The sequence below is a fragment of the Gaoshiqia sp. US2 genome (assembly GCF_059705485.1).
In genome coordinates this window covers 1,341,515-1,362,285 of the sequence record NZ_AP048550.1, presented here as the reverse complement: position 1 = coordinate 1,362,285, position 20,771 = coordinate 1,341,515, and the positions used below count along the sequence as shown (strand labels likewise).

Annotated in this window: 17 protein-coding genes; 11 read left to right on the top strand and 6 right to left on the bottom strand. The window is 45.9% G+C overall.

Going from position 1 to position 20,771, the window contains the following annotated elements:
• Positions 1-33: 33 nt before the first annotated feature.
• The 3 genes from AC6H3C_RS05260 to AC6H3C_RS05250 all read right to left on the bottom strand — a co-directional run bounded on the left by AC6H3C_RS05260 (position 34) and on the right by AC6H3C_RS05250 (position 5,885).
• Complete coding sequence (locus AC6H3C_RS05260) at positions 34-1,311, bottom strand: RagB/SusD family nutrient uptake outer membrane protein (protein ID WP_497521255.1); 1,278 nt, start codon at positions 1,309-1,311, stop codon at positions 34-36.
• Between the two features lie 40 nt (positions 1,312-1,351).
• Positions 1,352-4,765 carry a TonB-dependent receptor gene (locus tag AC6H3C_RS05255; protein ID WP_497519628.1) on the bottom strand — a complete coding sequence of 1,138 codons (3,414 nt, stop codon included), beginning with the start codon at positions 4,763-4,765 and terminating at the stop codon, positions 1,352-1,354.
• A gap of 124 nt (positions 4,766-4,889) precedes the next feature.
• Positions 4,890-5,885, bottom strand: coding sequence for a FecR family protein (locus tag AC6H3C_RS05250; RefSeq protein ID WP_497519627.1), 996 nt, complete (start codon positions 5,883-5,885; stop codon positions 4,890-4,892).
• 652 nt (positions 5,886-6,537) lie between these two features.
• On the opposite strand from AC6H3C_RS05250, the gene AC6H3C_RS05245 reads away from it, so the two are divergent.
• The 6 genes from AC6H3C_RS05245 (at position 6,538) to AC6H3C_RS05220 (ending at position 10,734) form a co-directional block, all read left to right on the top strand.
• On the top strand, positions 6,538-7,110 hold the full coding sequence (locus AC6H3C_RS05245; RefSeq protein ID WP_497519626.1) for an RNA polymerase sigma-70 factor: 573 nt from the start codon (positions 6,538-6,540) through the stop codon (positions 7,108-7,110).
• A gap of 167 nt (positions 7,111-7,277) precedes the next feature.
• Positions 7,278-8,153 carry a cation diffusion facilitator family transporter gene (locus AC6H3C_RS05240; protein WP_497519625.1) on the top strand — a complete coding sequence of 292 codons (876 nt, stop codon included), beginning with the start codon at positions 7,278-7,280 and terminating at the stop codon, positions 8,151-8,153.
• A gap of 77 nt (positions 8,154-8,230) precedes the next feature.
• Positions 8,231-8,689, top strand: a complete 459-nt coding sequence (locus AC6H3C_RS05235) for a DUF6452 family protein (protein WP_497519624.1) — start codon at positions 8,231-8,233, stop codon at positions 8,687-8,689.
• Positions 8,640-9,329, top strand: coding sequence for a DUF6048 family protein (locus AC6H3C_RS05230; RefSeq protein WP_497519623.1), 690 nt, complete (start codon positions 8,640-8,642; stop codon positions 9,327-9,329). Before AC6H3C_RS05235 ends, AC6H3C_RS05230 begins: the two co-directional genes overlap by 50 nt.
• A 12-nt stretch (positions 9,330-9,341) precedes the next feature.
• Positions 9,342-10,259, top strand: a complete 918-nt coding sequence (locus AC6H3C_RS05225; RefSeq protein WP_497519622.1) for a DMT family transporter — start codon at positions 9,342-9,344, stop codon at positions 10,257-10,259.
• Entirely contained in the window at positions 10,231-10,734 is a 504-nt protein-coding gene (locus AC6H3C_RS05220) for a YkgJ family cysteine cluster protein (RefSeq protein WP_497519621.1), read from the top strand. Before AC6H3C_RS05225 ends, AC6H3C_RS05220 begins: the two co-directional genes overlap by 29 nt.
• Positions 10,735-10,752: 18 nt before the next feature.
• On the opposite strand, the gene AC6H3C_RS05215 is transcribed toward AC6H3C_RS05220, so the two are convergent.
• Positions 10,753-11,625: a hypothetical protein gene (locus tag AC6H3C_RS05215; protein WP_497519620.1), complete on the bottom strand. Its 873-nt coding sequence runs from the start codon at positions 11,623-11,625 to the stop codon at positions 10,753-10,755.
• Between the two features lie 103 nt (positions 11,626-11,728).
• Here AC6H3C_RS05215 and cmk point away from each other — a divergent pair, with 103 nt between their 5' ends.
• Together cmk and AC6H3C_RS05205 are read left to right on the top strand one after the other, a co-directional pair.
• Positions 11,729-12,460: a (d)CMP kinase gene (cmk, locus tag AC6H3C_RS05210; protein ID WP_497519619.1), complete on the top strand. Its 732-nt coding sequence runs from the start codon at positions 11,729-11,731 to the stop codon at positions 12,458-12,460.
• A 74-nt stretch (positions 12,461-12,534) separates the two neighbouring features.
• Complete coding sequence (locus AC6H3C_RS05205; RefSeq protein ID WP_497519618.1) at positions 12,535-13,386, top strand: 4-hydroxy-3-methylbut-2-enyl diphosphate reductase; 852 nt, start codon at positions 12,535-12,537, stop codon at positions 13,384-13,386.
• An 8-nt stretch (positions 13,387-13,394) separates the two neighbouring features.
• Here the strand turns inward: AC6H3C_RS05205 and AC6H3C_RS05200 are convergent, their stop codons facing one another.
• Both AC6H3C_RS05200 and AC6H3C_RS05195 read right to left on the bottom strand, forming a co-directional pair.
• Complete coding sequence (locus tag AC6H3C_RS05200) at positions 13,395-14,159, bottom strand: LytR/AlgR family response regulator transcription factor (protein WP_497519617.1); 765 nt, start codon at positions 14,157-14,159, stop codon at positions 13,395-13,397.
• Between the two features lie 5 nt (positions 14,160-14,164).
• Positions 14,165-14,917, bottom strand: a complete 753-nt coding sequence (locus AC6H3C_RS05195) for a LytR/AlgR family response regulator transcription factor (protein WP_497519616.1) — start codon at positions 14,915-14,917, stop codon at positions 14,165-14,167.
• Positions 14,918-15,037: 120 nt separating this feature from the next.
• Between AC6H3C_RS05195 and AC6H3C_RS05190 the strand changes: the two genes are divergently transcribed.
• From AC6H3C_RS05190 to AC6H3C_RS05180, 3 genes are all read left to right on the top strand, one after another.
• A complete protein-coding gene (locus tag AC6H3C_RS05190; protein ID WP_497519615.1) occupies positions 15,038-16,153 on the top strand; it encodes an AI-2E family transporter in 1,116 nt (371 codons plus the stop codon).
• Positions 16,154-16,406: 253 nt separating this feature from the next.
• Positions 16,407-17,759 carry a cytochrome c3 family protein gene (locus AC6H3C_RS05185; protein ID WP_497519614.1) on the top strand — a complete coding sequence of 451 codons (1,353 nt, stop codon included), beginning with the start codon at positions 16,407-16,409 and terminating at the stop codon, positions 17,757-17,759.
• Positions 17,760-17,781: 22 nt separating this feature from the next.
• Positions 17,782-20,757 (top strand): 4Fe-4S dicluster domain-containing protein, encoded by a 2,976-nt coding sequence (locus AC6H3C_RS05180; protein ID WP_497519613.1) that lies wholly within the window; start codon positions 17,782-17,784, stop codon positions 20,755-20,757.
• Positions 20,758-20,771 lie beyond the last annotated feature (14 nt).

The following is a 20,771-nucleotide window of genomic DNA, read 5'->3' as shown; positions in this document are numbered from 1 at the left end:
CTAGTTTAATTTTAGATACTGATTATTAAATCATTAATAGCCAGAGTTTTGAGTTAAGTTTTTATTAATATCCCTTTGCGATTGAGGAACTGCGAACAGATAATCCCGTTCACTGTTAAATTTCCTCTGATCCAGTTGGATATACTGGGTATTGCCAGCTGCGAACTTCGCTCCGCGAGGATTTCCGTTCATAACTGATTCAATTGTTTTCCAGCGACGGATATCAAAAAGCCGGAGGCCTTCGATGGCCAACTCGCAACGGCGTTCGCGGCGGATTATTTCCTGAAGGTTTCCAGCCGGATAGTTCAAGGCGTCGGCATCTGTAAAACCTGCCCGGACACGGAGCGCCCTGATGGTCTTATTCCAAACATTTTCGTCCATTTGTCCCAGTTCATTTTTAGCCTCTGCATACATCAGCAGTACGTCGCCATACCGCATCAGGATCAGGTTCAGGCCTGCTGCAATACCGATCGGTGCGGTGGGGTCGAAATATTTCCTCAGGTAATATCCTGTTCCGGTTGAATTCTGTCCCGGGCCCGCGTACTCGTCCAGGTTAGATGCGCCCGCCTCGCCCGAAGAACCAGGTTTAATATAGATGGTAGATTTTGTTCCATCGCCTTTTGTCCATTGGTACCCGTGGTAAACGATCGTGGCTTCAAAACGCGGATCTCTGTTCACGTAAGGATTGTCTTCGTTGTATCCTGAATTTGCATCGCTAATACGTTTCCCGTTTTTCATGATATAGGCATCAACCAGTTCCTGTGTCGGGGCGAAAGCATTGATTCGTCCGCCCACCGAAATAGGAATGGCATCGTAAAACTCACTCCATGTTCTTTGGATCAAAACATAGCCAAGATCAAGTATTACTTCGTCATTGTATTCATTTTCGGGCATAAACAGGCCTGAATAACTGGGGAAAAGCTTGTATTGCCCGTATGTGCCATCCATGATACCTTCGCAGATGGAAGCCACATTTGTCCAGTCATTTTCATACAGATAGGTCCGCGCCAACAGGGTCATGGCTGCGCCCTTTGAGATCCTGCCATTATCAAAAGAGGCATATTCTTCCTTAACGGGAAGCATGTTTGCAACTTCGTTAAGCTCTTTTCTGACGAAATCGATCACGTCGGATTTAGACGAGCGCGCTATATTGTTAGATTCCTCCAGGCTCAGGTTGTGGTCGAACAAAGGGACATCGCCGTACTGACTTGTCAGCCTGAAGAACAGGAACGCGCGGATAAATCGGGCTTCGGCCTTCATCCGGGCCTTCAGCGTTTCATTCATATTGGGAACAACATCAACGTTCTCCAGAGCTGTATTTTCTTATCTTTTTTTCCATGGTGTACGAGTGTTAAAATTCCAATTCCAATCCAAATCCATAATAGATCAATGCAGGATAGTTACGGGCGCTGTTCGCCCCCACGCCGGCTATTCCGCCCATGTTATTTCCGAATTCAGAAGATTCCGGATCAATAAACGAGTTTTTGGAGAGCGTCAGCAGGTTTTGAGCGTTCAGGCTTGCACGTAACTTTTGAATTCCCATCCTTGACGTTAATCGTTTTGGCAAGGTATACCCCAACTGGATGTTTTTTACGCGAAGGTAAGCTCCATCCAGAAGGTAGATGTCCGACCCCGCTTTCCCCCAATTGTTTGACGAAGAAGGAGAACTTGGGGCTACCAGGCGCGGCCATTTGGCATCGGGATTAGTGGGCGTCCAGAAATCCAGCTGATGCTGATAAATCGCGTAGGAATAGTTTGAATGGAAAGGCTCAATCAATTCACCGCGAATATACATGTCGCGTTTTCCCACTCCCTGCAGCAAAATACTAAAATCAAAGTTTTTAAATGAAACATCATAGGTAAAACCAAACGTGTATCTTGGAAATGCGTTCCCCAGGACCACACGGTCTTTATCATCAATGACTTCATCTTTGTTTATGTCCTTATACTTCACATCTCCGGGTTGAACCGAAGCCCCAACGGGAAGGGCGCTATTGGCAATTTCCTCGTAGCTTTGGAAGTATCCGTCGGTTTTATACCCAAAATAAGAACCCAGCGCTTCGCCTTCGCGGATCAGCTTATACAACTGGTCATTCTGGTCAATCCGTTCTTTTCCCCCGAAATCGGTGATTTTATTTTTTGAGTCAGCAACATTCAGGCTGAACCGGTGGTCGAGATTTTTTGATTTCAGACGATACGTAATGGTTGTTTCCCATCCCCGGTTTCTCATTTTACCGGCGTTCTCCTTTGCCGCATTACTTCCGAACACGGTGGATACCTCGGGCGAAAGCAGAATATCCGTTGTTTCCTTATTGAAATAATCGAGCGATACGTACAACTTGCTTTTGAGAAATGAAGCATCCGCTCCAATGTTCAGGTTGGCCGATTTTTCCCAGGTCAAATAGGGGTTGCCGTAAGTGTATCCTGTTCCCGGTACGGATTCGTTGTTGAATACATAGGTATTTTGGTACATCTGATAAACCGTCTGATAAGAATAGTTATCAACATTCTGATTTCCCAGCACACCGTAAGAAGCGCGGAGTTTCAAATCTCCTATATTGGAATTGTAGTGTTCCATAAAACTTTCTCCTGAAATTCTCCAGGCTGCTGAAACCGAGGGAAAGAATCCCCAGCGCTGATCTTTGGCGAACTTGGACGAGCCATCATACCGAAAAGTAACATCAGCGTAATATTTGTCCATATAGCTGTATCCTGCACGTCCGAATACAGAGGTGATGCTGGTTTGATCGGTATCTCCGTTGCTGTTTTTGTTATCCTTGTTTTGAACCGATTCGTCCGTCGTTGGAAGTCCCAGGTCTTCGTCGGTATATTCCCAGGCAATACGGCTTGCTTTAAACGTATAGGATTCGTTGGAAACGCCCAACAATCCGTTCACCTGATGAACTGAATTAAACGTCCGGTCAAAGTCCAGCATAAACTGCGTGCTCAGAGTGTACCTTTTGCTGTTATAGTCCTCGGTAAGCGTGTTGGAATGAATGTATGAAACCGGGGTTTCAAGGTCGGCAGATGAATACAACGGCACTTTTTTATCCCTGCGGAAACGGTGGTGCTGCGTCAGGTCAAGCCCTACGAGCCCTTTTGCTTTCAAGCCTTCAATAATGCTGAAATCAAGTCCTAAGCTACCGATAAAGTTATCTTCATCCTTTTTTTCATAGCCCCCGTCTTTCAGGCGGGCCATTGTATTGTCGTCGCCAATCACGTCGTTAATCAACCATTTGCCGTCCTGCTGGAATTTATAATAGTAGTAGGGAGGAATGCGGGATGAATTGATAATCGTATTTCCGGTTCCACCGGCTATTGTATTTTCATTTCTCTTGGTATAAGCCATTAAAGAAGTGAGCTTAAACCTGCCATATTCGGTGGTGTGATTGGAACGGAAGTTATAACGTTTCATGCCAAAATTCCCGACAAAATTACTTTCCTGATCGAAATAACCGGCTGATATCATGTATGTACTATTCTCACTGCCACCAGAAACACTCATGTTATAATTTTGCTGGAGCCCTTTTTGCATAATTTCATTCAGGTACCAGTATTCTTCACCACGGTGTTCGTACAGGTCGCGGATCTGCTGAGGAGTAAATATGGGGGCATTCCCTACATTGATGTTCGCCTGGTCGCGGAGCATGGCATTTTCCCACCCCTTCACCGGCTGAAATAAAATATCCGGATCCTGATAGCCAACCATGCTACTGAACTTGACCTGCGGTTTTCCTGTTTTGCCTCCTTTTTTGGTTGTGACGAGAATAACGCCGTTTGCTGAACGTGACCCGTAAATGGCGGCGCTACCGGCATCTTTCAGCACCGAAATACTTTCGATATCGTTCGGGTTCAGGTTGTTTAAGGTTCCTGTCCCTGAAATCAGTCCGTCGATAACGATCAGCGGGTCATTGTTGCTCATCGTACTAACTCCACGGATGTTGATATTCATGCTGTTATCGTTCGGATTCATGCTCTTTTGCTGAATGATCAGGTTGGCCGAAGCTCCCTGAAGCGCCTGCATGGTGTTGGCCACAGGCCTGTTTTCCAGTACGGTTGACTGAACCTGGTCTACCGCCCCAATCAAATTCTTCTTTTGCCGGGTACCGTAGCCGATCACCACCACTTCTTCAACCCCAATCACATCTTCTTTCAGGCTTACATCGATCATCGACTTACCGCCAACAGGAACTTCCATTGACGCCATCCCGATAAATGAAAACAGCAGGGTTGCGTCGGCCGGCACATCATTCAAGGTGTAATTTCCGTCCAGATCGGTAATCGTTCCGGTCGACGTTCCTTTTATCATAACAGTTACCCCCGGAATCGGTTCGGCTGATTCGTTGGTGACCTTCCCCTTCACCGGCTTTGATTGTGAACCCGGAAAACCAAATTCGGTGTCACTCTTACTAAAAAGAGCAACCTGCCTGCCCACAATTTTATAGGCAATGTTGGTTTCTTCGAATAATTCATCCAAAATATCCTGGATATTGGTATTACGCGTATCTATCGACACTTTCCCGGAAGTATTGATGTTACCGGAATAAAAAAAGCGAAATTCGCTTTGATCCTCAATCCGCTTCAAAACCTCATCAATGCTCGCGTTTTTCATCGACAATGAGAGTTTTGTCGACTGAGAATAGGTTTCGGTTGCAAAAACCGAAAAAACAGTCAGACAAAGAATAAAAATGCTAAGCTTCATAACCATAAGAAGTTTTAAGAAGAAATATCCCCAGGGAATTTCCTTCAATCTCTTTTTTTTCATAAGTTTGAAATGTTAAAGATGAATAATTTGCAAAAATTATTTTTCGACGAAGCGGGGAAGTTCGCGGCTTTCCCGCTTCCTGTTTTTATGTTACGGCTTTATGCCGTTTAACCGATAGAATCTGTTACATAGGCAAATCCGTTTTATCTGTTGTTGTTCGTGTAATCACTAATTTTCGTTTTTCTTTGTTGTACTGATACCTGACCGGCATGGTTAGCTCCATCAGTTCCATGATTTCGCGGATGGATTCAAACTCAATATTTGCCGTCACCGGAATATCCATCAATGTGCTGTTGGTCATTTCTATATCGATATTATACCAGCGCTCCAGCCGGTTAACCACTTTCCCCAATGGCTCATTTCTAAAAACCAGCCGATGATGGACCCAGGATGAAAACAAAGCGGGATCGACATTTCCGAGTGTAACCGATTGATTTACGGTATCGATTACCGCCTGCTGACCGGGCTCCAGCACCTGTTGATGTTTTGATTTTGTTTCGAGCCTGACTTTTCCGCGTTCCAGCGTGACCACCGGAACTTCGCGCTCGTAAGCCATCACGTTGAAAGCGGTTCCCAACACATCAACCGAAAACAGGGCTGTTTGCACCTTAAACGGACGGTCGGCCTTTTTTACATCGAAATAAGCCTCGCCGGTCAGACTAACCAGCCGGGAATCGCCATTAAATTCTTTCGGAAAACGAAGCGACGATCCCGAGTTGAGCCACACCAGCGATCCGTCGGGCAACTCAAAACTTGTTTGCGAAGCCAGCGGTGTTGTAATCGTCTGAAAAACAGCTGTCGGCTGATCTTTCTTTTGCAAGCTAAGGACGAAGATAATAGCCAAAGGAAGCAATAAGATGGCTGCGATTCGTGTCAGGTAGTTCAGCAGTTTCATTGCTTTTGCAGGCGCCTGGTCGCTTTTGTTTATCTCGTAATGAATTTTATAGAGGGTATCTGTCAGGTCGGGGAGCGTCGCCCCGGACGACGCTTCATCCCAATGTTCCTTCATTTGCCTTTCCAGTTCAGTCTGTCCGGAGCGCTCAGAAAATAATTCAATGACGGAATTGAACTCGTTTTCCGAACAATTATTCTCCAGGTATTTTTTGAAAAAATCTTTCATGATTCGTGCTTTCGAAATGGTAAACGTATAAAGGAAGAGAAACCCCTGCTCCAAAATTTATTTTTTTTGAAAAAATAATGTGTTCCCGTGTTTTTCATGTTGTTACTCAAAGGAAATCGCCTTCAACTACCTAAAGGTTTTTGAAGCATCGGGCTTTCATACTCACCCGGTTCCGGTTGGCCGGAACCACCCTCCTTTAAAGGGCTACTCTTTGTACTTATCTTTTAGAAATGAAAATAGATTGTAACGAGGACAAAAGTCCGGCAGTTGCCGTTCATAAAAGAAATGTTCTTTCTCCGGACGAAAAAAGGAGTGGTTTTTTTACCCAAAATGACACGGTGCCATTCCGTCCGAAAGGATTTTGTTTGCTTCGTTCAACGAATTTTCGCCGACGGTATTCCTCTTGTATTCTTTCCCCGGTGCTACCAATCTTTTGCCCCTACAGGGCAAGAAAAACAGGAAGGATCTTTGTTTATAAAGATTAGCCCTTTAAAGGTAGGTCCGGGGAGGCCTCCACATCAAATAAGTTAGAAAAGCGCTCATAATAGAAAGCAAAATATTCTAAAAGCGATTTCCCTATCTGTTACTGAGCCGACTGCTAAGGAAATGAAACATTTTAGTAAATTTATCCCCTGGTACATCAAGCTAAACAATGGACGGGAACAAACTGGCAGATCAACTCAAGTCGGGCAGCAGACATGCTATAAACGACATTTACAGCGCCTACAGCAGCCGGCTTTATCGTTTTGCCCTTGGCTACCTGAAATCGGAAGAAGACGCGCGGGATGTGATCCAGGAAGTATTTATCCGGCTTTGGAACAACCGAAACGAACTGAAGAACGATACCAACATCGAAGCGTTTCTTTTTACACTGGCTAAAAACACAGTCATATCGCTTTTCCGGAAGAAAATTTCGGAGAAAGATTACCTGGAACACCTCCGGCACCTGGTGGTAAAAAACAGTTCCGATACCGAAAACCAGGTCGATTACAAGCTGTTGTCCGAAAAAGTCAAACAACTGATTTCGAAATTGCCCGAACAACGGAGACGTATCTTTCTGTTGAGCAAAGAAAAAGGTTATCCGAACAAGTCGATTGCCGAAGAACTTCACATTTCGGTGAAAACCGTTGAAGACCACCTGACCAAAGCCCGGAAATTTTTAAAAACTAATTTAGACGAGTATGGGTTACTGGCTATTCTGTTTTATGAGATGTTTATTTCGTAGTGTCAAGTCAAAACAGTAAACAGGCAGAAGGCAGAAGTCTAATTTTCCCGATAGGGTGAATCTCTTGTTCTGATTCAGACCATCAGTTTAAATTTGACATGACAATAGGCCGCCGTTGCTGTGGTTTATTTCGCGATTTTGTTAATTTCAACCTGAAAATCGTTATCATGAAACCGAATTATCCGAAGTATATCATTCAGGAAGGCTGGATTTCTATTGTTGCCAACACCTTACTGTTCGCGTTAAAATACTGGGCCGGAGTGGTTTCGGGCTCTATCGCTTTAATGGCCGACGCCTGGCACACCTTAACCGACTCGGTGTCGTCGGTGATTGTGCTGATTGGCGGAAAAATCTCCGGGAAACCGGCAGACGACGAACACCCTTTCGGGCACGGAAGGGCCGAGCATATTGCCGCGATCATTATTGGCGTTTTACTGGCCCTGGTAGCCTTCGATTTTATCCTGAGCGCGTACAAAAAACTCCTTAGCCAGGAACCGGGCAACTTTGGTACGATAGCCATTACCGTCACCATCGTTTCCATTCTGGCAAAAGAGGCGCTGGCCCAATATGCCTTTTGGGCGTACCGAAAAACCGGTTCGCCTGTTTTAAAAGCCGATGCCTGGCATCACCGCACCGACTCGCTGTCGTCCGTCATCATCCTTGCCGGTATTGTCGCCGGAAGGTACCTGTGGTGGATCGACGCGGCCCTGGCTTTTATTGTTGCACTCATGATCGCCTGGGCCAGTTATGATATTCTTTCAAAAGAGATCAAAGCGCTGTTGGGCGAAAAGCTCGATCCCGAACTGGTCAAAGCAATCAAGGAAGAAGTTAGCCTGGTGACCGGCACCGAGGTGTTTATTCACCACTTTCATTTGCACGCATACGGCAGTCACAGCGAATTAAGCTGTCATATCAAACTTCCGGCAAAAATGCCGCTGGACGAAGCCCACGAAATTTGTACCCGGATTGAACAAGCCATCAACAACCGGTTCAACTTTGTCACGACCATTCACCCCGAGCCATTAATCGGGGCGACGAACTAACTATTTCGAATAAAGTAAGCCTCTGCCGGTAAATTACCCATGAATATGATTATTTTAGCAATCCGGAAAATGAAAAAATGAAACAACTTAAAATCCTTTTTATACTGATTGTTGCTGCAGCAGCCTGCAAAGAAATTTTCGAACCTCCGCCACAGTCCCTGCTCGAAGTCCGGGTCGAGTATTCCGAATCAACCACAACCGGCTCACCAAAGATCTCGGTATACGGGGTCGATCGGGACAGCATTTGGATTTACCAGGAACAAACCCGGCAAATCTGGTTGCCTCTCAGCAAAACAGGAAGTTCTTCTTTTGTGATGTTATTTGATTCGATCCCGGATACCCTGACCGTCATCCATGATACCGAACTTAAGTACGGATCGATGGTTACCGGTTTTTATTATGAATACTGGATAAGAGAAATTGAACACAGCTGGAACCGGATCGATTCGGTAATTCTGAAAGACAGCGCTGTAAATAACTTCTGGCATGAAAATATTCGTCTATACATCCATACTCTTCCTACTGACACTGAATAGCTTCGGGCAAGAGAAAGAGAAAAAAAGAATGCCCAAACGAACCGACAATTTTGTTCGGATGGAAGGCATCAGGGTCGGTCTGGACCTAACCCGGGCTTACCAGGACTTGTGGACGAAGGGAAACCGTTACGGAACCGAGTTGAGCGCCGATATGGAAATGCTCCCCAACCTGTTTACCGTGGTTGAGACCGGCTGGGAAAAGTTTAAACTTAGCCAGGACTACGTGACTTACAACAGCTCCGGATCGTATTCGCGGCTGGGCATCGATTATAATTTCCTGACCGCAGAACACAAGGAGGATATGGATATTCTCTATGCGGGGTTTCGTTACGGATTTGGCCTGGCCAAACAACAGGTAAGCAACTACCGGATTGACAGCTACTGGGGAGAAGAAACCGGCAGATTCGGGTCGCAAAATTACCACTCGCACTGGATTGAGTTTCTTCTGGGGATGAAAGGCGAAATTTTCAATAACTTTTTCATGGGGTGGACCATCCGGACAAAAGTGATGATCACACAAAAGGAGTACGCTATGCCGCCGGTATATTTCACCCCGGGATACGGGAACAACGACGCCAACGTTAATTTCGATTTTACCTATTCGATCTATTACAAACTCCCTTTTAATTTTAAAAAATAAACGATCGCTGTCGTGAAAAACAAAACATTACAATATTACGGGGCAGCGCTGCTCGCGATGTTCTTTTGGAGTTTTTCATTTGTTTGGTTTAAAGTAGCGTACAAAGCCTACGAACCCATGACCGTGGTGCTAATCCGCCTGGCTTTATCGGCAGGCATCATGTTCATTTTTGCCAAACTTACCGGCAAACTGCAACCGCTGAAAAAAGGCGATCTGCGCTGGATGATCTTACTGTCGTTTTTCGAACCTTTCCTCTATTTCATGGGTGAAAGTTTTGGATTGAAATACGTTTCTCCAACCGTCGCCTCTGTAATCGTGGCCACCATCCCACTGGTCACACCGCTGGCGGCATGGTACTTTTATCAGGAAAAATTAGGCTGGACCAACTTTGTGGGATTGTTAATCTCATTTTTGGGGGTTTCGCTGGTGGTGTTCGACCTGTCAACCGGGCTGTCGGCCTCGCCGCTCGGGATTTCACTCGAATTTCTGGCCGTGTTGTCAACCATTGGCTACGCCGTCATTCTGAAAAGATTAACCCACCATTACAACGGGTACACCATCATCGCGTATCAAAACCTGTTTGGGGTGGGTATGTTTCTGCCGTTCTGGCTCATTTTCGAATCCGGGAAAACCTTTCAAACTCCCTTTCATGCCGAAGCGTTTACCGCCATCGTGAAGCTGGCCATTTTCGCGTCTATTCTCGGTTTTATCTTTTTCACCTACAGCATTCGTCACCTTGGCATTAATAAGTCAAACATGTTTGTCAATGTGATGCCGGTTTTCGTAGCCATTTTTTCGTACCTGATTCTGGGAGATGAGATCAACGGACAAAAAATGGCCGGAATAGCCGTGGTCATCACCGGTTTATTTTTAGCTCAAATTAGACTAAGGAAACGAAAGAATGGAGACTATCCGATATTTCAGGGCTGAGCAATTAAAAGAAATGACTGCCAACCGCAGGCAGGAATTCTCGGCGCTTTTTCAGAAACTAAAAAGAAAAAAGCCCAAAAATCTCGATGCAATCGTTCATGCGTTGCATCGCGAAGCATTTGACCAGTTTAACTGCCTTGATTGCGCCAATTGCTGCTCAGGAATCAGCCCGATTGTAACGGATAAGGATGCGGAACGCCTGGCCAAAAGCCAGAAAATGAAACCTGCCGATTTTATCGGACACTATTTAACGATTGACGAGGACCATGATTTTGTATTCGGGAAAACGCCTTGTCCTTTTTTGATGGCCGACAAGCATTGCTGCGTGTACGAAAACCGTCCGCGCGCTTGTCGCGAGTATCCGCATACCGACCGTACCCGTTTTTACCAGATCCTTGATTTGACTTACAAAAACTGTGAGATTTGTCCGGTGGTATTCGCCATCACCGAGGAGTTGACAACGATGGAATGGTAGTGTTTGCGCGTGGTTTTCTCAAAACGGAACCGTAAGGCCCAACCACGGGACGATGTTCAATCCGACATCCTCGCCAACAGGAATCATCCCGCCGTAATCAATCCCCACCTTATGCCCGATGATAGAACGTCCGGCAAGAGATAACATGGCGCCAAATCCTTCATCGGCGTCGAAGAAATAATTCTCGGTCAACAGGTAGCCCTTACGGCCGGTACGGATCATTCCCGATACATTAAAAACAGGTTTTTCGGAAATCTCGCCGACAGCATAGCCCCAACCGGCACCGAAACTCAGGTTCTTTTGCCGCGACCCGATGGTTGCCACGCCATACAGAATACCAAATCCGGTATGGTCTTCGCCGACAACAGTTCCCAGTAAACCGCCGAACCCCAGACTAAATTTGTCTTCAACGACCGGTATCGAAAATTTGGGCGTTAACCAAAACGGACTTGACGACCCTTCGAAAAGGAACAAGGGAACAAAGCCCAGCCCAACCGAAAAACAATCGGTTACGCCATAGGCAAATTGATTGAAGAAGATCCACACGTTCTGATAATATCCTGTGCTTTTGCGCAACCCGTAGCCGCTCGAAGTCCACAGGTACCGGACATCCTGTGGGTGCTCTGTCCAGTAATCGCTCCCAACTTGTTTGACCTTACCGAGTATCTCCATCCGCTTAATATCGGCCCGTTTTATCGTGATTTCACCCAGCATGCCGGTTTCCAATTTGACTTCGTTTTCGTTTTCATTGAGCAGTTTCCCCCGGTAGATGTTTCCATCCCTGGTTTCAACCTGGTAAATCTCAGTCATTTTTTGTTCTTCCTGGGCAGTTGCCCTAAAACTTAAAAGAAACAGGAAAAACATCAGGGAGAAGATCATTTTTTTCTTCATAAGCTCATTTTTGGTAACGATTCTGTTTAAACTTATTGTCCGATTTAAGCTGTTTCAACATCTGCCAACGGATCGATTAGTTTTAGATGGAAACCTGCTATTTATGATCAAAAGTAATATATTTGCTGACATGAATAAAAAGAACAACAAGAAGATTGTGATTGCCATCGACGGCCATTCTTCCTGCGGAAAAAGCACCGTTGCCAAAGAACTGGCCAGGCTGCTGGGCTATATTTACCTCGACAGCGGGGCCATGTATCGGGCTGTTACCCTGTTTGCGCTGCGGAATAAGCTGGCGGCCAACGGCAGCGTAAATGAAGCGGAACTGATCCGGCGGCTTTCTGAAATCACCATCGAATTTCGGCTTAACCCGGCCAATGGCCAGGTTGAAACCTTCCTGAACGGCGAAAACGTCGAGGACGAAATCCGTCAGTTGCCGGTTTCCGGGCATGTCAGCCCTGTAGCGACCATCCGCGAAGTACGCAGTGAAATGGTGAAACAACAACAGGCGATGGGCAAAAACAAAGGTATCGTGATGGATGGACGGGATATTGGCACGGTTGTTTTTCCGGAGGCTGAACTGAAAATTTTCATGACAGCCAGTCCTGAAGTCCGGGCACAACGCCGTTATGACGAATTGATCGCCAAAGGTCAGGAAGTTAGCTTCGAGGAGATTCTAAAGAACGTGCAAGAGCGCGACCATATTGATTCGAACCGCGCAGCGAGTCCGCTCCGCCGGGCCGACGATGCTTTTGTTCTCGACAACAGCTACCTGAACCGCGAAGAACAATTGAATTGGGCCTTGCAAAAGGTAAACGAAATCATTGGCCGTTAGCCGCCCACGATGGGGAATTTGTGTGTGCATTTGGGTTTGATTTTGCCGGCTGGCAACGAAATGGAAGCTAATTCATGAAAGTAGAAATTGATCAGAAATCAGGTTTTTGTTTTGGCGTAGTCAATGCCGTTAAAAAAGCGGAAGACAGCCTGCAGTCGGATGAAACGCTATACTGCTTGGGAGATATTGTCCACAACGGCATGGAAGTTTCGCGGCTGGAAGCCCTTGGCCTGGTCACCATTGATCATGAGAAATTTTTTACGCTGAAAAATTGCCGGGTATTGCTCCGCGCACATGGCGAACCTCCGTCAATTTACGAATATGCCAAAGCCAATCAAATTGAACTGATTGACGCTACCTGCCCGGTCGTTTTGAAACTGCAGCAACGGGTAAAAAAAGCCCACCACGAAATGCAGCAACAAAACGGACAAGTGATCATCTACGGAAAAAAAGGACATGCCGAAGTATGCGGACTGAACGGACAAACCGACAACCAGGCCATCATTGTTGAAAATGAACAGGATCTTCAATTAATTGATCCGGATAAACCGGCAATTCTCTTTTCACAAACCACAAAATCACTGGATTCTTTCCACCAGCTGTCGGATAAGATCAAAGAACAGGCCCGGGCAAAAACCGACATTAAAGATACGATTTGCCGCCAGGTGGCCAACCGGGTTCCGCGCATGAAGAGTTTTTCATCGCAACACGATGTCATTGTTTTTGTGGGCGGCCAAAAGAGTTCGAATGCCCGGCTGCTTTTCAACATCTGCAAACAAACCAACCCGAACAGTTATTTTGTTTCAAGCAAAGATGAACTGGATCCCGCGTGGTTTAAAGGCTATCAATCTGTCGGGATTAGCGGGGCCACATCTACTCCGCAATGGCTTATGGAGGAAATTGCTTCGGTTATCCGCCAGCTTTAATTCAAGTTTTAGTTAATCGGGAAACAATTCAGTTTCTCAAAAAAGGAAAGGCTGGAGCTGTTAATAGGCTCCTCCAGAATTTTGTCTTTATACTTTAAGGTGCAAATCTTCGTTCGTTTTTCGATTTGTTTCAGATATTGCACATTGACGTAGGCCGACCGATTGGCTTTAACGATTTCCGGAGAATCGATCCGGGCGGCGGCTTTAAAAATATTGGTGGTAATCAATTCTTCCCGTCCGTCTTTCAAAAAAATACGGCAGTAGTTCGATTCGGCGCGCATCAGCATTATATCGTCGGGGTTAATGAAAATAATACCGCTGCGCGTGGTAAATTTTACCCGCGGGATCGTTTTGGTCGTTCTCATGAATAAATGCATCCGCCGTTCCAGTTCCATGCGTTTTACCTTCGCATGATAGCGGTTAATCACCGAGATCAGATCTTCCGGCCCGAAAGGCTTTACCAGGTAGCCAAGAGGCTCAACATGAAGGGATTTGTAGGCATACTGGGCATGGGCTGTGGTAAAAATGATTTCGGTAGGCAATTCGTTCTCTTTCACGGCTTCGGCAACCTCCATTCCATCCAGATCGGGCATATCAATATCCAGGAATACCAAATTGGGGACCTTCCTTTTCAATAACTTAATTCCCCGCTGGGGATCGGTGGTCGAATCAATCACCTCAATCTCATCGAAAGCATGAAGATAAATTTCCAATAACGAAATGGCATCTTTATCATCATCAATAATGATTGCTGTCGTGTTTCTGTTAATCATTGTTGTTAATCAAAATCCATTTCACAAAGAATCTTAATTTGCCTGGCCGACCCGTACAGTTTTACCTGCCGGTCTCTCGCGAGCAAAATACAGGATTTATCTCCCCGTTTAACCTGTATCAGCCTGTCCATGTTTATCAGGTATGCCCTGGACAGCCGGATAAAATGCTGTGACGGAAGAATTTTCTCAAGGCGTCCCAGGTTGGTGTTCACCGTCGCGCGCCTTCCATTTTCCAAATAAATAGAGGTATATGACCCATTTGACTCGCAATATAAGATATCAGCCGGATCAACCAGGATATGACTGTTGACCGTTGAAATCCTGATTTTAACGCCATCATCATATTTATCCAACACCCGGTTCAGCTTTTCATCCAAGCGAATATTCTTTTTCACCTGGTACTTTTCAATCACATTTCCCAGCTTCTTTGCAGTCAAAGGTTTCAGAATAAAATCATATACATTGTTTTCAATGGCCGTTAAAGCAGATTCTTCGTGCGCACTGACAATCACGATGTTGCAATCAGGATCCTTTTTCTTTAGTAATTCAATCAAATCGCCACCCGACTTTCCGGGCATGATCATGTCTAAAAAAACAATATCCGGCGAAAGATCCAGGTATTTAAACAGAGCCGATTCCACTGAATCTGCTTCCTCAATGGCCGATATCCCGGGACAACTCATTAAATAGTACCTCAGCAAATCCCGGGCATCCTTTTCATCGTCAACGATAAGTGCTTTTAATTTTACCTTTTTCATACTCACAAGCGCAATTACAAATTTATCAAAAAATGTGCTATCATGCACAAAAAAATACTTCGGGTATTCAGAATATCTTTAACAGAAATTATCCCATATATTTGCATAAAAACGTGATTTATGATTCAAATCCAGGGAAAAGCCAGGTATATCCTGCTTACGGCAGGCGTTTTACTGACTATTTTTTTAATATGGTATTTCAGCGCCATCGTCACTTACATTCTTATCTCTGCCGTACTTTCCCTGATCGGGCGTCCACTGGTCAGGCTGCTGCAACAGGTCAGGATCAGGCAATTCCGGATTAGCGCCGGATTGGCGGCCATGATAACCTTAATCGGGATGTGGATTGTTTTCATCACCGCATTGCGCTTTCTGATTCCGTTACTAATCAGCGAGTTCGAGCAACTGTCATCCATCAGGCCCGAAACCATTTTAAATGCAATCGAGGAACCCTTGAGAGAAATAATGATTATTGCAGGCAAAACGCCGGCAGAGACAAACAACGGACTATTTCTGGATTATATCCGGAGTGAAGTTGCCAATCAGATCGGGTTTGCTCAATTGACCAATATTTTTGGATTTATTGCCGGTACGCTCGGAGGACTTTTCATTGCATCGTTTGCCATCTCGTTTATCACCTTTTTCTTTTTAAAGGATGAAAATATGTTCAAAGACAGTATCCTGCTGATGATCCCTTCCGAATACGAAGGAAAAGTGGAAAAAGTCATCCACTCGGTTCATCACCTGTTAAAACGTTATTTTATCGGCCTGGTACTCGAAGTCATCATGGTTGGACTTTTGGTTACCCTCGGTTTGAGCCTGATCGGGATCGAATTCAGCCATGCCGTTGCCATCGGGCTTTTTTGCGGTATGTTTAATATTATTCCCTACCTGGGTCCCTGGATGGGGGCTATCCTGGGGCTCGTGATTGGCGTGGCCATTAATGTTCATGCCGACTTCATGGCCTACACCCTCCCCCTGCTTGGCTTAATGCTGCTGGTATTCATCACAGTGCAGGTAATCGATAACATTTTATTTCAGCCGCTCATCTATTCCAGCAGTGTAAAAGCACACCCGTTGGAAATATTCCTGGTAATCCTGGCCGCCGGAATGGTAGCCGGAATTATCGGTATGTTCCTGGCCATCCCGGCTTATACCATCTGCCGGGTAATTGCCAAAGAATTTCTGGACAACCTGAAAATCGTGCGGAAACTTACAGAAAGTCTGGATAACTGATAGATTTTTTCTATTCAAACAGAATGATCAATTGTTCTTATAAATAAGCAACAGAATCACATCTCGCGTATAATTCTATTAATCAATTTATTATACCTATCTCTTTCTAACCAAAATACCTTATTCCACAAATTTCCGGAAGCCGTTAAACTATTTTTTAGCACAGAGCTGAAAACCTAATACAAGGAAGTTTGTTAATTCTGATGAGTTGCGTAAATCTGTTTGATAAGAAAAATTTACTAAACCTTTTAGAATGAGCATAATTTTCTCTGTATCACAGAAATCCGGTTTTTCCCGGAAGGTCTTTCTGTTTATTCTCTCCATTTTTGTTTTTGTAATATCCGCAACGGCTCTTGCCGAAATTCAAACGCCCCAAGGTGAAACTGATTCTGTAAAAACCGCTGGTGTGCCCGGGCAAAACACACAAAGTGAAGCCGATTCAGCCGACAGCATCCCTGCTGAACAACAGGCGCCACCTGCTGAAATGGATTCTGCCGACAGCTCCGGCGTCGAAACAACAACTGAGCCTGCTTCGGACGAAGCCACAGGAGAAGAGTGGTTAAGTTCGGCCGAAGAGCGTCATCAAGCGGAGCATATTAAACGCGGCGAACGTTTCTTTAAAGGGCTGTTGCCCCACAGCAACAAACAGCCATCCTGTGTGTCGTGTCATAACCTGTACCATTCGGATACCTTAAACTGGAATCCTTCGGCTATGGATATCGCCGTCAAATATGTTGAAAAAGATTTTGCATCATTTCAGGAGGTAGTTATGCAACCCACAGGCAACAAGATGGAACAGGTTCACCAGGGATATCAGTACGAAGAAGCCGATCTCCGCTTAATGAAGGCTTACCTTGATGAGCTGGCCATGCGCGGGCCGTCACCCTTAAAACCCAATATCAATAGCCTGCTTGTTTTCATTTTCCTGACTTTAGTTGTTGTCTGGGCACTGCTCGAACTGCTGATTTTCCGAAAAATCAAATACAAAGCCATCCCCTTGCTGATATTCCTGGGTGTTTTTGGCTACCAGGTAAAGATCATTTATGAAGAAAGTGTCAGGATAGGAAGAGCCCTTGATTATGAGCCGGAACAACCTGTTAAATTTTCACATCAGGTGCATGCCGAACAAAACAAGATTGATTGCCGGTACTGCCACTTCACCGTCGACGATAGCAAATCGGCCGGAATTCCTCCCGCCGATCTCTGCCTGAACTGCCACAATGTCGTCCGCGAAGGCACTCGTTCGGGAAAATTTGAAATTACCAAAGTCATCGAAGCCAACGAGAAACAAGTTCCCATCGAGTGGATTAAGATACATAACTTACCCGATCATGTGTTTTTTAGCCATGCCCAGCATGTAAACGCCGGAAAGCTCGACTGTATGGAATGCCACGGCGATGTGGCAAAGATGGACGTCGTCAGGCAGGTGAACGACCTGAGCATGGGCTGGTGCCTCAACTGCCACAAAACCAAAGAAGTGCAGTTTGCCAGCAATAATTTCTATGAATCCTATGAAAAGCTTCATGAACAAATCAAAACAGGGCAGATCAACAAAGTAACTGTCGATATGATTGGCGGAACAGATTGCATGAAGTGCCATTATTAACCGATAACAATACCTATTCGTAATGAATGAGCAATATTATAAAAGCCTGGACGATCTGATTTTCGATGCTCGGCAGGCAACCAGCGGGGAAGCAGGCGACCGGAAGTCGATTCTTCAAATGAAACAGGAAGCAAAAGCCGAAGGCAGTTCCCGACGGGATTTTCTGAAACTATTCGGCTTTACGGTAGCTTCGGCAGCCATCGCCGCCAGTTGCGAGCAGCCGGTTCAAAAAGCCATCCCTTTCCTGATCAGGCCCGAAAATATCATCCCCGGCAAAGCCAGTTATTTTGCTTCAACTTATTTCGACGGAATCGATTACGCCAGTATCCTGGTGAAAGTTCGCGATGGCCGCCCCATCAAAATCGAAGGCAACAGCCTCTCTCCGGTCACCCGGGGCGGAACAAACGCCCGTACGCAGGCCTCGGTCCTCGGCCTTTATGACAATAAGAGACATAAAAGCCCCGCTTACGAGGGGAAGGAAATCAGCTGGGAAGAAGCCGACGATAAAATCAAACTGCTTTTGGATGCGATAAAAGACCGGGGCGGCAAAGTGGTAATCCTGAGTACAACCATCATCAGCCCGTCAACACGGGCCGCAATCGGTGAATTTATGGATGCATACCCCGGCGCCGAGCATATTCAGTACGACGTGATTTCGGCTGACGGCATGTTAAGGGCTAATGAGCAAACATTCGGAAAAGCCTTTATTCCGGCCTATAACTTCAGTAAAGCCGAACTGATTGTCAGTTTTGATGCCGATTTTCTCGGCACCTGGCTTTCTCCGGTCGAATTTACCAAACAGTACGTGAAAAACCGGAAACTGGATGGCGGACAAAAACAGATGTCGCGCCATATTCATTTTGAAAGCGGCATGTCTTTAACCGGTTCCAACGCTGATGAACGCTATCAGATTAAGCCTTCGCAGGAAAAAATCATCATCGCCAACCTGTACCATGAGTTAATGAAACTGAATGGTTTGCCAAGCCCAACAGTTCCGGCGTCGCCGGTTGATGTGAAAGCCATTGCATCCGAATTATCCGGGAAAAAAGGCAGATCGCTGGTCGTTAGCGGAAGCAACGATGTGGAAACACAATTGCTGGTCAATGCCGTCAATGAGCTGCTGGAAAACTACGGCAAGGCCATCCGTACCGATGTACATCTGAAATTGAGGCAAGGCAGGGATGAAGATATGGAGCGGTTGGTCAACGAGATGCAAAACGGGCAAGTGGAAGGCTTGATCCTGTATGATGTCAACCCGGCTTACGATTATCCTCAGGCCGAAAAATTTGTCAGCGCACTGAAAAATGTCCGACTAAAAATTGCTATGCCCGTATTGGCCGAAGAAACTTCGGCCCATGTGCATTACATCTGCCCCGACCATCATTACCTGGAAGCCTGGAACGATGCCGAAATAAAATCGGGTAGTTATTCGCTGGCACAACCAACGATCCGGCCAATTTTCAAAACGCGCGCCGCGCAGGAAAGTTTGTTAAAATGGGCCGGTAAAACGCCTGACTTCCATGCTTATATTCGTAAGTATTGGGAAGAAAATTTCTATCCCCTGTCTTCTGAAGAAGTTTCGTTTGATGACTTCTGGAATCAAAAGCTGCACGACGGAGTTTTTGAAAGCGGACAAAAGGAAAAAGATCTGCTGACTTTTAACAGCGAACGGACCGAAGCCATATTGTCGCCATTCAAGGGCCCCGCCGGAAATGATTCCATTGAGCTGTCATTTTATACCAACATCAGCGTGGGAACAGGCAAACACGCCAATAATCCCTGGCTGCAGGAACTTCCCGACCCGGTTACAAAAATCTGCTGGGACAATTATGCTGCCGTATCGCCCAGACTGGCAAAAGAAATGGGTTTGAAAGATGAGCAGTTGATCATGATCAACGACTTTGTCCCGATACCGGTAGTTATTCAACCCGGACAGGAATATAAGACAGTTTCGGTAGCCTTAGGTTACGGCAGGCCAAACATGGGCATCCCCACGGGTACCGTTGGAAAAAATGCGTTTCCGCTTATTCAGACCCAAAATGGCTCCAAACAATATTGGCTGCCCGATGTAAAAATTGAAAAGGTAACCGGCAATTATCCACTGGCGCGAACACAATCGCATCATTCCATGGAAGGACGTAACCTGGTAAGGGAGACCTCGCTGGAAGCATACCTGGCCAACCCGGCTTCGGGGAATGAACAACGCGAAGAACTGAAAGCCCACCTGAAATCGTTGTACGAACAACGGACATTTGACGGGTTTCACTGGGGAATGGCCATCGATTTAAATTCGTGTACCGGATGTAACGCCTGCGTGGTGGCTTGTTCGGCCGAAAATAACGTTCCGGTTGTCGGCAAAGAACAGGTGATTAAAGCCCGCGAAATGCACTGGATACGAATTGACCGTTACTACAAAGGCGATCCGGACCATCCGGAACTGGTGCGCCAACCCGTGATGTGCCAGCATTGCGACAATGCTCCCTGCGAGAATGTTTGCCCGGTAGCGGCCACCACCCACAGCAACGAAGGGGTGAACCAAATGATTTATAACCGCTGTATCGGTACGCGTTATTGCAACAACAACTGCCCGTATAAAGTACGACGATTCAATTTCTACGATTATACCGGCGCCGATGCTATGCCGGGAAATACAAAAGACCCCGCTGAAATGACAACCGATCTGCGCCGCCTGGTACTGAACCCGGATGTCACTGTTCGCGCCAAAGGCGTCATCGAAAAATGCTCATTCTGCATTCAGCGTATTCAGGAAAGAAAACTGACGGCAAAAACAGAAAACCGTAAGCTGCAGGATGGCGAAGTGGTTCCCGCCTGTGCGCAGGCCTGTCCGGCCGATGCCATTGTATTTGGCGATTTGAATAACAAGGAAAGCAGGATATCGCAATTCTTCGCCGACGAACGAAACTATCATTTGCTCGAAGAATTACACACCTTGCCATCGGTAGGCTACCTGACCAGGGTGAAAAACAAAAGCGTATAACTAAATCGAATAAG